Source organism: Pseudomonas sp. GW821-FHT05H12, from assembly GCF_059419385.1.
Genome location: NZ_JBWKRS010000007.1, coordinates 209,830 through 224,204, shown reverse-complemented (window position 1 = coordinate 224,204; position 14,375 = coordinate 209,830). Strand labels below are relative to the sequence as shown.

Sequence of the window (14,375 nt, the reverse complement as noted above, 5' to 3'; positions counted from 1 at the left end):
TTACTTTTGGGCCTTTCCAAAAGTGACCCGCTGTAAGAGCGGAACCATAAGCCGCCGTTACCGCAGCAACGGATATGTACACAAACAGATCGCCATCGCAGGCAAGCCAGCTCCCACAGTTAGAGATCCCCCCAATCACTGAGGCACCGCCCGAATCACCGCCCTCGGCCCCTGCTGCCCCACAGGAATCGCCTTCTCCACCGAAGGCAACTGCGGCGCCTGCACATCCGGCATCGCCCAACTACGCTCCGGCTGCAACCCACCCTGGGCCCGGCGCATAAACTCATACCGGTTCAACGTAATACTGCGCCCCGCCCCACTGTCGCGAATAATGTAGGGCCGCAAAAACACCATCAAATTGGTCTTGTTCACGCTGCGCTTTTCATTACGAAACAACGCCCCCAACCCGGGGATATCCGACAACCAAGGCACCGCGTCATTGCTCTGGCTGTACCCATCCTGCAACAACCCCCCCAGCACCATGATTTGCCCGTCATCCAACAGAATGCTGGTATCGATCGCCCGCTTGTTGGTCACCGTCCCCGCGTCCACCGAAGCCCGCGCATCGACGCTGCTGACCTCCTGGTAAATATCCAGCTTCACCGTGCCGCCCTCGGAAATCTGCGGCCGCACGTTCAGCTTCAGCCCCACCTCTTCACGCTGCACGGTTTGGAACGGGTTATTGCTGGTGCCCCCGCCACCGGTCACATAACTGCCGGTGACAAACGGAATGGTCTGCCCCACAAAAATGCTCGCCGCCTCGTTATCCAGGGTCAGCAGGTTCGGCGTCGACAGCACGTTGGTGCCGCCCTTGCTCTTCAACGCACGGGCCAGCACCTTCAAGTCGAGCACCTTGCCGATACCAGGAATGTCCACGGTGCCATTGACCAGACCGATGTTCAGGCCCTTGGGCAGCACATCGATACTGGTTTTGCTGGTAGGCGTGCCATTCAGACCGCTGCCCCCCAGGTTCACACCGCCAAAGCCCCCTCTGCCACCCAGGTTGCCAGCCTGCCACTGCACGCCGAACTCCGTGGCATCGTCTTCGTTGACTTCAACGATCAGGCTCTCGATCACCACCTGGGCGCGGCGCTGGTCGAGCATGTCGATCACTTCGCGCAGGTTGCGGTACAGCGGGTCGGGCGCCGAGATCAGCAAGGTGTTGGTGGTGGCGTCCGCCTGGATCGTCACGCCGCCGGCACTGAACGCGGTGTTCTGGTCATTGGACGTGCTGCCGGTGGAGGTCGTTGCCGAGTTGGCCTGCTGGCCGTAGCCCGCCTGCACGCCGCTGCCGGTGAGGGTGCCGCTGCTGTTCTGCATGGGGGCGCCCTGGCCGTTCTGGCCGGTGCCGCCCATGCTGCTGAGCTTGCCACGCGCCTCGTCACTGACACCGGAGTCACTCTCGCCGGTCAGCAGGCCACGCAGTGACTGAGCCAGCTTGCCGGCCTGGGCGTTGCGCAGGTACACCACGTGCATGTTGCTCGGGTTGCTCTGGGCGTTGTCGAGCTTGTAGATGAGGTTGCGCGCAAGCTCCGTACGTTCGGGGCTGCCAGAGCGGATGATGATCGAGTTGGAGCGCGGGTCGCCCACCACGTTGATCTTCTGGGTCTGGTCGGCACCCTGGGTTTCCAGGAGTTCAGCGACCATGGCCGCGATGTCCACGGCAATGCCGTTCTGCACTTTCACCACGTCGGTGTCGATGGCGCTCGGGGTGTCGATGCCGCTGATGATCTGCGCCACGCGCGCGAGGTTTTCGGCGTAGTCGGTGATGACGATGCTGTTGTTGCCGGGGTAGGCATTGATCGGGTTGTTCGGTGACACGATGGGGCGCAGCACCGGGATCAGGTTCACTGCGTTTTCGTATTGCAGGCGGAACGTGCGGGTCTGCATGCCCGTGGCGCCGGCGCTGTAGATCGGGCCGCCGAGCAGCTTGGCGTCGGCTTCCGGCACCACCTGGGCCACACCGCCCACGTCCACCACGCTGAACCCCTGCATGCGCAGCGCCGCCAGCAGCATGTCGTAGGCCTGGTGCGCCGGCACCTGGCCTTCGCTGACCAGGGTCAGGTTGCCCTTCACCCGTGGGTCCACCAGGAACTGCTGGCCGGTGGCACGGGACAGCGCGCGCACCACCGCCTGGATATCCGCATCGACGAAATTCAGCTGCACCGGCTGGTCGCCCAGCGGGTTGCGCGCCTTGACCACCGCCGGGGCATGACCACGGGCGCTGTTGGTCACCGGGTGTTGCACGGGCGGCCGGGGTGCGGGTTCGCGCTGGCGATCCAGCGGCGTATCGCTATGGCGGGTTTCGGCCAAGGGCTGGCCGAGTTCGCTATCCACCAGCAGCGGCTTGACGGGCTGGTTGTTGCTGCACGCGCTCAGGGCCAGCACCAGCAAGGGTGCGGCCAAACGGAAAGGCGGGACTGACCACTTCATGAAGCTTCCTTAGCGCCAAGCGCCTGATCCATGCGAACGGTCCCGGACACAGTGCCGGCCGAGTTGTCGACGGCGTCCTCTGCGCGCTGCAAACGCGCCTCGGACACCTCCAGAGAGAACGAACGGGGGTTGCCCAGCAGCCAGCTCACCACGGCGTCGGCCGGTGCATTGTCGAAGGTCAGGCGCCAGCCGCCCGGTGCCAGCGCCTCCAATTGATAGCGGCCGTGCAAACCGGCGCCATCCAGGGCCTGGCGCAGCGAGGGTTCGTCAGCCGGCCGAGGCGCAGCGACGTCCTGCAACAGCACGTGCAGGGCTTGCGCCTGGGAACGCAATTTCGGGGTTTCGGCCTGCCAGTAATCGATTTTTTTCAGCGCCGGCTGCACCAGCATCAGCCAACTCAACAGGCTCGCCAAGGCCAGGCCGGTGCCGACCAGCATGCGTTTTTCACGCAGGGCCAGGCCGCTCCAGAACACCCGGGATTGGCCACGCAGTTGCTGCCACTTATTCATCGCTGGCTTCCTGGACGCTGGCGGTTTCAGCGGGGCCGAGGGTCCAGCCATGGTCGTCGCGAACGGCGCTGAAACCGGCCTGGGCCAGGGCGGCTTGCCACTCCCCTTCTACAGCGGGGCTGCGGCTGTCGGCTAACAAAGCCAAGTGCAAACGCCCCTGTTCGAACGTCAGGCTCTCGACACTGCCGACCATGAACGGCAGCTGGCTGCCGGCCAGTTGCAACAGGCTGCTAAAGCGCTGGCCCGGGTCGCCCGCCGCACCGCTCTGCCGCGCGGCCAACTGCTGGCGGGCCTGCTGCAAGGGGTTGAGCACCACCGGCAATTCGGGGAATGCCTGGCGCACTTGCTGGCTGAGCATTGCCTTGATTCGTTGGCCTTCATCCGCCTGGCGGGCGGCGTACAGGTTCAGGCCAATCGTCCAGATCGCAGCGGCCACCCCAATGCAGGCTAACGCCCTGCCCCACCCCACGGTAGACGGCGGACTCAGGCGGCCCTGCAAGCCCCACGCCGGTGTTGCGCCGCTCCAGCGCTGCGCCGCATCGACCCACTGTACGTCCAGCGCCGGCTGCCCCAAGGGATGCACCGCGCCTTGTTGCAGGGTGTCACGCGTCAACAGATACCCGTCTTCCAGCACCGAGGTGCCCACCGGCAACGCATAGGGCGCCGGGTACACGCCGCGCAGCTTGAGTTGTGCCTGGGCCAACACTTGGCCCAAGCGCTGCAAGCCGTCCCTGGGCAACCAAGCTACTTGCACACGCCCGTCGCTTTCGCGTGGGCCGTGGGCAACCTGCATCTGCTCCACCGGGCCGAGGATCAATGCCTGTGCTGCGCAAGCCACGGCGGCCTGGGTTTTAGCCGCCGGCAATGGCGGCAGTTCCAAGCCAGTCAGCAGGCTGTCACGCGGGTGCAGGAAGCAGTCGACGGCCTGGCGATGCTTGCCCAATTGCGCCAGGCGCTCCTGGCCTTCACTCACCACCGCCCCACGCTCCACCCAGGCAAAAGTCACCGGGCTGTCAGCGCTGAGTTGATCGAGGGGCGGCAAGCCAATGCGCAAGCGTTTCATACGCCCACCCGCGACCAGATCACCCGGGGCTGGCGGTCTTCCGGGCGGTGCAGCAAAGCATCGAGTGTCACCCGCCGCTGCTCGCGCCGCGCCTGGCCCTGCAGGCGGAACCACTCGCTGGTAATGCCCACCTCCACCGAATCCACCGCCACCTGGGGCAAGTGCAGACGGTTGACGAAATCCCCGCGGTTGATAAACCAGCGCCCGCTGTCCCGCTCGGCCACCAGCCCCTGGGCCTGGGACAGGCTCAGTTGCGGCACCACCGCACTGAGCACTTCGGCGCTGGCGGTGTTGCCGTTGACCCAGGTATTGCCGGGCAGCACGCTGATAAAGGTCTGCAGACGCTGCAGCAGCAGCGGGTCGAGGCCTTCGAGGCCACTGAGGTCGTCCAGGCTGCGCAGCACCGGGTACTTGGCGGGCAAAGCGTCATCCCCTGTGCGCTGATCATAGGAGCCAATCACCCTCTGGCTGATGCGTCGGCTCAGGCTTGGGTCGACGCCGATCAGGCGACACAGGCGCTCGAAACGCTGCAGTTGCTCGACGTCCACCTGCTGGCGGTTGACCAGGTTGCGCAGGTTGAACTTGCCTTGTTCATCGGCCAGCCGCCCCTCAAATGCACCGCTCTGGGCGTGCGCCCACGGTTGGTCGAGGCGGGTCAGCACGTCTTTCTGGCGGGCGTCCCACAACAGGCGACGGCTCTGCTCCAGGCCACCCTGCAACAGCCACTGGCCCTGAATGCGCAGTTGCTCGGCTTCCAGGCTGCGGGTGAACACGGTCTGGCGCGTGAGCATGCTGCCGGCGAGCACCGCCACCACTGCCGCGATCAGCAAGGCGCTGATGATCGCCATGCCGCGCTGCTTCGCCGCTGCGGGCGAATGCCGTTTCATGGCGGGCCTTACAACTGCCAGGAGCCGATATCGGCATTCACGCCGTCGCCGTCTGGCTTGCCGTCGGCCCCCAGGGAGAACACATCGACCTCGCCGTTGGCGCCCGGGTTGAGGTAGTGATAAGGGTTGCCCCACGGGTCGTTCGGCAGGCGGTCAAGGTAGGCGCGCCAGTTGCTGTTCTTGGCATCGGCCGGGCGTTCCACCAGTACTTTCAAACCCTGGTTCATGCTGGGGTAAGTGCCGTGGTCGAGGCGATACAGTTTCAGTGCCTGCATCAGCCCGCCGATGTCCTGTTTCGCCGCCGTGGCCCGTGCCTGGTCCGGGCGGTCCAGCACCTTGGGCACCACCATCGCCGCAAGAATCCCGAGGATGACCACCACCACCATGATCTCGATCAGGGTGAAGCCACGTTGGCCGCGAGGGCCTGGCAATGGGGCGTTAAGGGGCGCGATATCCATCTCGACATTCCTTGGCTGGGGTTCAATTCGTGGCGCAGTGTTGCAAGAACACATGTCAGTCGTATTGAAAATCCTCGGGAGGTTTGGTCGCCAATCGGTCAACTGCCGGCGCTAGTCTGCGGGCCTGTTTCCGGGGTTTGAGAGCGCCATGGTCGGCCGTCGAAACGCGCAAGGTTTTACCCTCATTGAAGTGCTGGTGGCGCTGGCGATCATCGCTGTGGCCATGGCGGCCGCCGTGCGCGTGGCGGGCCTGATGACCCAGAGCAATGGGCTGCTGCGCGACAAGTCGATGGCCTTGCTGGCGGCACAGAGCCGCCTGGCGGAGCTGCGCCTGGAGGGGCACTTGCGCACCGGCAAGAAGACGTTCGAGTGTGACCAGGGCCGCTTGAAGCTGCGCTGCGAGCAGACCATCAACGCCGACGGCCGCCTGTATCAGGTCAGGGTGCAGGTGCTGGACGCCAGCCGCGAGGCGCCGCCCCTGGCCCGCCTGGACACCCAGGTCATGGCCGAGTGAGCGGCGCCAGTTCCGGGGCCGGCGCCAGCTTGTCGAGGTGGACCCGCTGCTTCTCGCCACCGCGCTCGATCTCTACCCCATCGCCTTCGATGGCCGTGAGGCGCACGCCAGGGCTCACCCGCTCGCCCAACAGAAAACTGCGCGGCGGGCCGTCGTTGAGGCTGAGGATCGCCACCGCGCCCCGTGCCCCGGCGAGCACACCCGAGACCTTGATCTGCACCGCCGTCGGCGCATTCGAAAACCATTGCAACGCCGGGCTGTCACTGCGCGCCGCCAAGGCCTGGGGGGTGGCCTGGGGCGTGTGGGATTCGGCCGAGGTGAGCAACAGCGGTGTCCAGACCGCCACGCCCGCCAGCGCGGCCAACACGCCCAGCACCTGCACGCCGTGGGCCAGGGTAAAACGATGAGCGAATGCCATGTCCAGGACCTCCTGTTTGTCCGTGGCACCAGCCTACAGGCCAATTCGCACGTTTTTATTTCACAACCTCTCCAGTTCCCCAGGTGCCTTGCAATGAAACAACGCGGCTTCACCCTGATCGAGCTGATGGTGGTGCTGGTGATCATCGGCATCGCCAGCGCGGCCATCAGCCTCACCATCAAGCCTGACCCGCTGCACCTGCTGCGCAAGGACGCCGAGCGCCTGAGCCAACTGCTGCAAGTGGCCCAGGCCGAAGCCCGCGCCGACGGTCGGCCGATCACTTGGCGCGCTGATGCCAAGGGCTTTCGCTTCAGCCGCCACAGTGATGATGGATTGGGCATGGAGACCTTCAAAAACGACGACTCGCTACGACCACGCCTATGGGAAAGCACACCGATGCAAATCAACATCGAACCCCAGCAGACCCTGGTGCTCAACGCCGAATGGATCAACCCGCCCGTGCGCGTGGTGCTGTCGGACGGGCAACACAGCCTCAGCCTGCAACGCGATGCCGCCGGGCTGCTACGCGTCGTGACGCCCTTGTAATGACTCGCCCCGCGACTAACCCACTACGCCTGTAGTGAGCGGGCTTGCCCCGCGCGGCGATGTATCAGACAGGTTCAAGGCGTCAGGTGTACCGCGGCGCGGGGCAAGCCCGCTCACTACAAGGAGAACCCGAAAATGAGTCCATCGCAAAAAGGCTTCACGCTGATCGAGGTGATGGTGGCAATCATGCTGATGGCGGTGGTCAGCCTCATCGCCTGGCGCGGCCTGGACAGCGTCACCCGTGCCGACCAGCACTTGCAGGCCAGCACCGAGCAGACCGAAGCGCTGTTGCGCGCATTGAACCAGATGCAGCGCGACATCAGCCTGCGCGCCAGTGTTGAATTGACGACGCCCGGCACCCCCCAGGAAGAGACAGACAAAACCGGCGGGCTCGCTGCCGTCACCGTGCGCAGCTCCGACAGCAAAGGCTTCCGGTTGGATGTGATCCGCAGTGCGCCCGCAGCCGGCGATGGCTTGCAGCGCGTGCGCTGGTGGCTCAAGGGCGACAACCTCTACCGCGCAGCCGCGCCAAGCCGGGATCGTTTCCCGCTGCCGGCCGCGAAAGATGGCGTTGTGGTTTTGACGGGCGTCAGCGACCTGCAAGTGCGGGTCTGGGAAGCGGACAAGGGGTGGCGCCAGCTGAGTGGCAATCGACGGGAAGACCCGCTGGGCATGGAGATCAGCCTGGTGCGGCAGACACCCCAGGGCGTGGAGCGGTATCGGCAGGTGATGGGGCCGTTGAACTGATACAACCTAGCTCAACAGCACCACCCCACCCGGCAACTCGGTGCACTTGGCGCCGTAGGCATCACGAATCAACAGCGCGACACCCGCCAACTGTTGCAGGTTGAACCGCGCCTGCACCCGCCGTTGGCCCAATTGCTTGTTGAGCAACACCAGCATCCCCGGTCGGTAGCGGTTGATCTCATCCACCACCGTCGAAAGCGTTGCGTTGTTGAACACCAGCACCTGCTCGCGCCACGCCACCACCGCCTGGGTGTCCACGGACACCGGCTCACCGATGCCAGCCGCGCCGTAGGTCAGTTGGCGGCCGCTGTCGAGGCGTACGCTGCGCCCGGCCACGTCCACCGACAACCAACCTTCAAGGCAGGTCACGCACACGCTATGGTCGGTGTTGCGCACATTGAAGCGCGCTTGCCCGGCACTCACCCAGCCCTCACCGGCCTGGACCTTGAGCGGTTGCGTCACCCGGGCAAGCACCTCCACTTCACCTTCGAGCAATTCGATGCCCTGCCCTACTCGGCTGATGCGCGTCTGGGTGTTGAGTTCCAGGCTCACGCCCTCGCTCAAGACCACCTGGCGCTGCTCGCCGACTTCGGTCTTGTAGTCGGCGGTCACGCCGGCAAACCCACCCGGCACGCCAACACGCACCATCACCACGGCAGCGGAGGCGGCAATCGCCCCGCCGAGGAACGCGCGTCGTCCAAAGTGACGGGGCGCGGCCGATTGCTCGGCGGCCGTGCCGATGTGCTGCCACAACAGCTTGGCCTGCTCGAACGCCTGGGCATGTTCCGGGCTCTGGGCGCACCAGGCGCGCAACGCCTTGGCGTCGGCCACGGTGGCGCGCCCCGAGGTCAGCAACAGCAGCCAGTCGCGGGCTTCATCGTGCAGGGGGCTGGCGGCGGATTGCCGGGCGGCGGAGAGGCTAAAAATGTTCAAGCGCGCAAATACTCACGGATTTATCAGGGACTCGACACTAAGACGGTTTTCCGGCCCCGGGACCGAACCGCTGAATCACTTTTCTTTCCAGGCGCTTGGCGCAATGGCCCAGGGCGGCCTTGATTTCCTTCTCGACCATGCGCGTGGAGATGCCAAAACGCTGGGAGATTTCCAGGTGTGGCGCCTCCTCCAGGCGCGCCGCGATGAGGATCTTGCGCCGGCGTGCCGGCAGCTCGTAAAGCGCCTTGACCAGGGACTGGATCTCGCGCTGGCCACCCACCACCCGCGACGGGTCCAGGGCTTCGTCGCCGGTTTGCAGCAGCTCTTCGACTTCGCTGCCAGTGAGCAAGCGCGCGTCGGCCTGGCGGCGGTCGGCGGCAATGTTCAGGGCCATGCGGTACAGGTAGGCGTTGGGCTGTTGCAGGTTGGGTGGCACGTCCATGCGGTCGACCCGCAAGTAGGTTTCGTGCAGGACGTCGTTGGCCAGGTCCTCGGAGCCCAGGCGCTTGCGCAAACGCACCTTGAAGTCCTCGTAGGACGCCAGGAACAAGCTGACCATCGTACTGTGCCCGGTATTTTTCATCCGCCCGTGGCTCCTTTCCCTGCTGTGCATTCCATGCGCATTCCTGTTGTGTCGGGCATCAAAAGTAAGGTCACGGGCTGGCGCAGCGAACTGGGTGCCGGGCGTTCAACCCGGGCGGTGCCAAGGCCGCGCACCAGGGCTTCGTCGCGTTGCGTATCACCCGTGGAACTGACCAGCCGGCTATGTTCGATCAGCCCTTGCGGGTTGACCCACACCTGCACCAGCGCACGGTAAGTTCCCGGGCGAGTCAACGGCGTACGGCACAGGCTGGCTTCGATCGCCTGCTGCAACGCCGCGGCGTAGCTGCTGTTGAGCCGCGCGGCGTTGCGTGCAGAGAGGCCACGCGGCGCAGGCGCCTGTTCGACGTCGGGGCGTTGCAAAGTGAACGCATCGTTGCGTGCATAACGTGCCATCAGGCCACTCCCTGCCAGCAACATCGCCAGTGCTTCTTGCGCCGTGTAGCGCCCGCGCACACCGATGGAGCGCCGGCCCTGCGTCAACTCGCGGTCCACCAGCACCGCCATCCCAGTGGCGCGGCTATACGCTTGCAGTGCGTGTTCCAGGTCTTGTGCTGGCAAGTCCAGAAGCAACAGCGGCGACTCGGCGATCGCCGGCTGCGCACCTGCAAGCAGCCATAGCAAGACCAGGGCGCATGTGGCGCGCCTCAAGCTCCCTTGCTCACCCCCCGCTCCGCATCGCTGCACGGCTGACGTGTCCTTGAAAACCGTCATCCTGAGGCCAGTTTATGAACCTGATGTTACGGTGATGGCAAAAAAAACATCACGGTGACGGCAAGCCCGCTGCACTACACTTGCCAGGGTTGACGGCCCCCTTCGCGGGCCTGCCAGGAGGCCCGTATGAAGCGCTTTGTACCCCTTGCCAGCCTGTTGCTGTGCGCCGTATTGCCATTGGTCGCCCACGCCGAAACCGCTGCCCCAAGCTGCACGGAAGTCACGGTGGATGGGTATAAGGCGCCCGATTATGGCTGCCTGAGCCAGCAGATGGGCAACACGCCGGACGCCGCCAGGGCCGCGCAGAAAAACCGCGAGGCCCAGAACATTCCGGTAGAGAAGCGGCCGCCGAACCAGGTGGGTTTATCCACGCCGGCGGCGACCAGTGTGCGCATGGGTAACACGTTCGGGACGTCGGTCAAGCCGCAGCGTCCCTGAACGTCAGGCCGCGCTGGCCAGCCCCTCTGGTGCCTGCACCACGGCCGGGCGGCTGCTGGCGACAAAGTCTTCCTTGCGCAAGACCACCAGGGCAATCAACGACACCACGCCGGTGGCCACGTAGAAGTACCACGGCGAGGTGATGTCGCCTGTCACCTTGATCAGCCAGGTAGAGATCAACGGCGCGCTGCCGCCGAACACCGCCACCGGCACGTTGTACGCCACGGCAATCCCGGTGGAGCGGATGCGCGTGGGCAACAGTTCGCTCATCAGCGCATAGGTGGACGATGCATACAGCCCGAACAGGATCGCCACCGCCATCAAGGGTGCAAAGAACGACGCCGGTGTGGCGGTGGGTGCCGACTTGAACAGCCAGAACATCGCCAGGGTGGCCAGGGTGCCGATCACCATCAGGAACGGCTTGCGCCCGTACTTGTCGGTGAACGCCCCCCCGAACGGCATCACAAACGCCGCCGAGAAACTGGCCACGAACACGTAGAGTAAAGTGGTGCCGCTGTCGAACTTGAGGATCTTGGCCATGTAGGTCGAGGCGAAGGTCAGCACCAGGTAGAAGATCGAGCTGTGCAGGGTGATGATGAAAAACACCAGGGCAATCGCCCGCTTCCACTGCCAGACCTCACGCAGCGGCGCGCGGGAGGTTTGCCCGGCGCGTTGCAGGGCGAGGAACTCGGGGCTGTCTTCAAGCTTGAGGCGGATGTACATGGAGATAAAGCCCAGCGGTGCGGCAATCAGGAACGGCACGCGCCACGCCCACTCCTGCATCACGTCGGCGCCCAGCACCCAGGTCATGCCATTGGCCACGGCGCCGCCCAGCAACAGACCGAGCACGGCGGTGACCATCAGCCAGCAGGTGGCAAAGCCGCGTCGACCGGGGCCGGCGTATTCGGAGATGAAACTGGTGACCGTGCCGATCTCGCCACCCGCCGAGAAGCCCTGCACGCAGCGCACCAGGATCAACAGGATCGGCGCGGCGATGCCAAGGGTGGCATAAGTCGGTAACAGGCCGAGCAACACCGTGGAACCGGTCATCATCACCAGCGCCATGATCAGGGTCTTGCGACGGCCAATCTTGTCGGCCAGCGGGCCGAAGAACAGGCCGCCCAGCGGCCGGATGAAGAAGCTCAGGGCAAACGCGGCGAAGCTCGCCAGCAGGCTGGTGGTGGGGTCATCGGAGACAAAAAACGCCTGGCCGATGTACACGGCGAGAAAGCCGTAGACGCCATAGTCGTACCACTCGATCAAGTGGCCGGAGGTGGCACCGAGAAACGCACGGCGCCGCTTGCGGACCGTGTCTTGCACGTGAATGCCCATTGAAGGGACTCCTTGTCTGTTATCTATCCATGGAAAACGGGTTCAGCGAACGGCGGCGATACTCCCTGCTTTCAACAACTGTCGCAAGTCGGTCTTGAGGATTTTGCCGTAGCTGTTCTTCGGCAGCTCATCGCGGAACACATATTTTTTGGGCTTCTTGAACGAGGCCATGCGTTCGAGAAACCAGGCAGTCAATTCGGCATCGTCGAGGGCCTGACCACTGCGGGTTACCACAAACGCCACCACCGACTCGCCCCACTGCGCGTCCGGCTCGCCCACCACGCACACTTCAAACACCTCGGGATGTTGGGCCAGCACTTCCTCGACTTCACGCGGGTACACGTTGCTGCCGCCCGTGATGATCACGTCCTTGGAACGGTCCGTGAGGGTCAGGTAGCCGGCCGGGTCAAGAAAGCCGATATCGCCGGTCAACAGCCAGCCGTCTAACAAGGCTTGCTCGCTGGCCTGGGGATTGCGCCAGTAGCCCTGCATCACCGTGGCTCCGCGCACGGCAATTTCACCCCGCTCGCCGGTGGCCACTGGCTGGTGCTCTGCATTCAGAATGCGGATTTCCACACAGGATTGGGCGTGGCCGACGGACGCAGCCAGGGTCGCCCAATCCGGCCGCTGGCGGTCGGCGATCAGTGCGCGTGGCAGCACGCTGATGGTCATCGGGCTCTCGCCCTGGCCGTAGATCTGCACGAAGCGCGGGCCGAAGGTGTCCAGGGCTTCGCGCAGGTCCGCCAAGTACATCGGGCCACCGCCGTAGACGATGGTCTTGATGCCCTCGCCGGCATAACCCTGGCGCCGCGCCTGTTCGACCATACGCTTGACCATGGTGGGCGCAGCAAACAATGAAACGTTGCCCAACTCGGCCGCGAGCCCGAACAGCTCGGCGGCGTCAAAGCCATGGGAAGCCGGCACCACATGCCGTGCACCGCAGCGCACATGGATGAAGTTGTAGAGCCCTGCGCCATGGGACATCGGCGCGGCATACACCACCGCGTCATCTCCACTCACCGAGTCGACATCGGTGGGGTAACACAGCGACATCGCCATGAGGTTGCCATGGGACAGCATCACGCCCTTGGAACGCCCCGTGGTGCCGGAGGTGTAGAACAGCCAGGCAAGGTCTGAGTCCTGGCGTGGCACCGGGTGTTCCAGGGTGGGCCAGGGGCGTGTCGGGGGCAACACGTGGCCGTCCAGCTCCTTGCAGACTGTAGGCAGGTCGCGTGCGGCAAACACCCTGCCGCCATCGGTGAAGATCAGGCGCGCCTCGGCGTTAGTCGCGATCCATGCCGCCTCGGCCGGGTGCAGCTTGGCGTTGATCGGTACCGCGACCGCCCCCATCCACCAGATGGCGTAGAGCAATTCCAGGTAGTCGCCGCTGTTTTTCATCAGCACCGCCACCGCATCGCCGGGCACCAGCCCGTGCTGGTCCACCAGGCAGGCGGCGCGTTGGCGGGCATGGGCGGCGAAGGTGGAATAGTCCGCGGTTTGCCGCGTGCCGTCGAACAGCGCGGGGCGTTGAGGATCGCGGCGTTGGGTGTCGTGCAGCCAGTTGGCAATGTTCATGGTTCAGCAGCGCCGCGCATGGAGGACCGAGGCATAGTTGGCCACCGCCATCCCGCCCATGTTGAACACCAGGCCGAACTCGGGGTTGGGCACTGCCAGACCGATCGGTTCGCCGGTCAATTGGTGGAACGCCAAGGCATGCATCGACACCCCGGTCGCCCCCACCGGGTGCCCCTTGGCCTTGAGGCCACCGGACAGGTTCACCGGCAAGCGTCCACCGGCGCGCACTACGCCGCTGTCGAGCACGCGATGGCCCTCGCCTTTGGGCGCCAGGCCCATGGCTTCATAGATCAGCAGTTCGGCGATGGTGAAGCAGTCGTGCACCTCGGCGAAACTCAGGTCGGCCAGGGTGATGTTCGCCCCGCGCAACGCTGCGTGGATCGCCCGTTGCGGGCCTTCGAAGGCGAGAATGTCACGCTGGGCGATGGGCAGGCAGTCGTTGACCTGGGTCATCGCGCAGATCTGCACGTCACGGCGAAAGGCACGGGCACGCTTGGGCGAAGCCAGGATGATGGCGGCGGCGCCGTCGCTGATCAGCGAGCAGTCGGTGAGCCGCAGGGAGTCGGCCACAAACGGGTTGCTCGGCGACACATTGTTGCAGTGCTCAAAATCCATCACCCGGTGCATCTGCGCCAGCGGGTTGGCCATGGCATTGGAGTGGTTCTTGGTGGCGATGGCCGCCATCGAGCCCAGCGGACAGTGGTAGCGCTCGGCGTACTGCCGCGCCGCGCGGCCGAACAGCTGCGGGAAACTCAGGCCGGCTTCTGCCGGGTCATTCTGATAGCCGGCGCCGGCCAGGGCCTGAGTGACGGCCGCCGTGGAGGTGTGGGTCATCTTTTCGGCACCGACCACCAGCACCAGCTCGGCGCTGCCGGACAGGATCGCGTTAACCCCGGCCTGGATCGCTGCCGAGCCGGACGCGCAGGCGTTTTCGCAACGCGTGGCGGGTTTGAAGCGCAGCCCCGGGTCGGCCTGCAGCAGCAGAGAAGAGGCAAAGCCGTCAGGCACCAGCCCCGCGTTGAAATGCCCGAGGAACACCGCATCGATTTGCGCGGCATCGATGGCCGCATCCACCAGGGCTTCGCGGGTGACCTGCACGATCAGGTCTTCAAGGGTGGTGCCTTCCAGGCGTCCAAAACGCGAATGACCGGCGGCAACAATGGAGACGCTTTGAGCAGTCATAATCAATTTCTTCTGTTTTTGGTGCG

At 64.9% G+C, this 14,375-nt stretch carries 16 protein-coding genes; 4 read left to right on the top strand and 12 right to left on the bottom strand.

What is annotated here, in order from left to right:
• Nucleotides 1-135: 135 nt before the first annotated feature.
• From gspD to gspG, 5 genes are read right to left on the bottom strand one after another with little or no spacing between them, the layout of a single operon-like run.
• Entirely contained in the window at nucleotides 136-2,433 is a 2,298-nt protein-coding gene (gene gspD, locus AC07SU_RS08970; RefSeq protein WP_494996835.1) for a type II secretion system secretin GspD, read from the bottom strand.
• Nucleotides 2,430-2,942, bottom strand: a complete 513-nt coding sequence (locus tag AC07SU_RS08965; RefSeq protein WP_494996834.1) for a type II secretion system protein M — start codon at nucleotides 2,940-2,942, stop codon at nucleotides 2,430-2,432. The genes gspD and AC07SU_RS08965 overlap by 4 nt, the downstream gene beginning before the upstream one ends.
• On the bottom strand, nucleotides 2,935-4,005 hold the full coding sequence (gene gspL, locus AC07SU_RS08960) for a type II secretion system protein GspL (protein ID WP_494996833.1): 1,071 nt from the start codon (nucleotides 4,003-4,005) through the stop codon (nucleotides 2,935-2,937). Before gspL ends, AC07SU_RS08965 begins: the two co-directional genes overlap by 8 nt.
• Nucleotides 4,002-4,892, bottom strand: coding sequence for a type II secretion system minor pseudopilin GspK (gene gspK / locus AC07SU_RS08955; protein ID WP_494996832.1), 891 nt, complete (start codon nucleotides 4,890-4,892; stop codon nucleotides 4,002-4,004). Before gspK ends, gspL begins: the two co-directional genes overlap by 4 nt.
• Nucleotides 4,893-4,900: 8 nt before the next feature.
• Entirely contained in the window at nucleotides 4,901-5,350 is a 450-nt protein-coding gene (gene gspG / locus AC07SU_RS08950) for a type II secretion system major pseudopilin GspG (RefSeq protein WP_176997720.1), read from the bottom strand.
• Between the two features lie 148 nt (nucleotides 5,351-5,498).
• On the opposite strand from gspG, the gene gspI reads away from it, so the two are divergent.
• Entirely contained in the window at nucleotides 5,499-5,864 is a 366-nt protein-coding gene (gspI, locus tag AC07SU_RS08945) for a type II secretion system minor pseudopilin GspI (protein ID WP_176997719.1), read from the top strand.
• Here the strand turns inward: gspI and AC07SU_RS08940 are convergent.
• Nucleotides 5,851-6,282 carry a type II secretion system protein N gene (locus AC07SU_RS08940; protein WP_494996831.1) on the bottom strand — a complete coding sequence of 144 codons (432 nt, stop codon included), beginning with the start codon at nucleotides 6,280-6,282 and terminating at the stop codon, nucleotides 5,851-5,853. The genes gspI and AC07SU_RS08940 overlap by 14 nt on opposite strands.
• Nucleotides 6,283-6,375: 93 nt before the next feature.
• Between AC07SU_RS08940 and gspH the strand changes: the two genes are divergently transcribed.
• Nucleotides 6,376-6,828 carry a type II secretion system minor pseudopilin GspH gene (gene gspH, locus AC07SU_RS08935; RefSeq protein WP_494996830.1) on the top strand — a complete coding sequence of 151 codons (453 nt, stop codon included), beginning with the start codon at nucleotides 6,376-6,378 and terminating at the stop codon, nucleotides 6,826-6,828.
• A gap of 135 nt (nucleotides 6,829-6,963) precedes the next feature.
• Entirely contained in the window at nucleotides 6,964-7,575 is a 612-nt protein-coding gene (locus AC07SU_RS08930) for a type II secretion system protein GspJ (protein ID WP_494996829.1), read from the top strand.
• 6 nt (nucleotides 7,576-7,581) lie between these two features.
• On the opposite strand, the gene AC07SU_RS08925 is transcribed toward AC07SU_RS08930, so the two are convergent.
• The 3 genes from AC07SU_RS08925 to AC07SU_RS08915 are packed head-to-tail and all read right to left on the bottom strand — an operon-like array spanning nucleotide 7,582 to nucleotide 9,732.
• Nucleotides 7,582-8,508, bottom strand: coding sequence for a FecR family protein (locus tag AC07SU_RS08925; protein ID WP_494996828.1), 927 nt, complete (start codon nucleotides 8,506-8,508; stop codon nucleotides 7,582-7,584).
• 37 nt (nucleotides 8,509-8,545) lie between these two features.
• Nucleotides 8,546-9,091 carry an RNA polymerase sigma factor gene (locus AC07SU_RS08920; protein ID WP_176997714.1) on the bottom strand — a complete coding sequence of 182 codons (546 nt, stop codon included), beginning with the start codon at nucleotides 9,089-9,091 and terminating at the stop codon, nucleotides 8,546-8,548.
• Entirely contained in the window at nucleotides 9,088-9,732 is a 645-nt protein-coding gene (locus AC07SU_RS08915; protein WP_494996827.1) for a secretin and TonB N-terminal domain-containing protein, read from the bottom strand. Before AC07SU_RS08915 ends, AC07SU_RS08920 begins: the two co-directional genes overlap by 4 nt.
• A gap of 216 nt (nucleotides 9,733-9,948) precedes the next feature.
• Here AC07SU_RS08915 and AC07SU_RS08910 point away from each other — a divergent pair, with 216 nt between their 5' ends.
• Nucleotides 9,949-10,260: a hypothetical protein gene (locus AC07SU_RS08910; protein WP_494996826.1), complete on the top strand. Its 312-nt coding sequence runs from the start codon at nucleotides 9,949-9,951 to the stop codon at nucleotides 10,258-10,260.
• A gap of 3 nt (nucleotides 10,261-10,263) precedes the next feature.
• Here AC07SU_RS08910 and AC07SU_RS08905 read toward each other — a convergent pair whose 3' ends face one another.
• Genes AC07SU_RS08905 through AC07SU_RS08895 form a run of 3 tightly spaced genes read right to left on the bottom strand, consistent with a single transcriptional unit; the run spans nucleotide 10,264 to nucleotide 14,349 of the window.
• Nucleotides 10,264-11,592 carry an MFS transporter gene (locus AC07SU_RS08905; protein ID WP_494996825.1) on the bottom strand — a complete coding sequence of 443 codons (1,329 nt, stop codon included), beginning with the start codon at nucleotides 11,590-11,592 and terminating at the stop codon, nucleotides 10,264-10,266.
• 42 nt (nucleotides 11,593-11,634) lie between these two features.
• Nucleotides 11,635-13,167: a class I adenylate-forming enzyme family protein gene (locus AC07SU_RS08900; RefSeq protein WP_494996824.1), complete on the bottom strand. Its 1,533-nt coding sequence runs from the start codon at nucleotides 13,165-13,167 to the stop codon at nucleotides 11,635-11,637.
• Nucleotides 13,168-13,170: 3 nt separating this feature from the next.
• A complete protein-coding gene (locus AC07SU_RS08895) occupies nucleotides 13,171-14,349 on the bottom strand; it encodes an acetyl-CoA acetyltransferase (protein WP_494996823.1) in 1,179 nt (392 codons plus the stop codon).
• Between the last annotated feature and the right edge of the window lie 26 nt (nucleotides 14,350-14,375).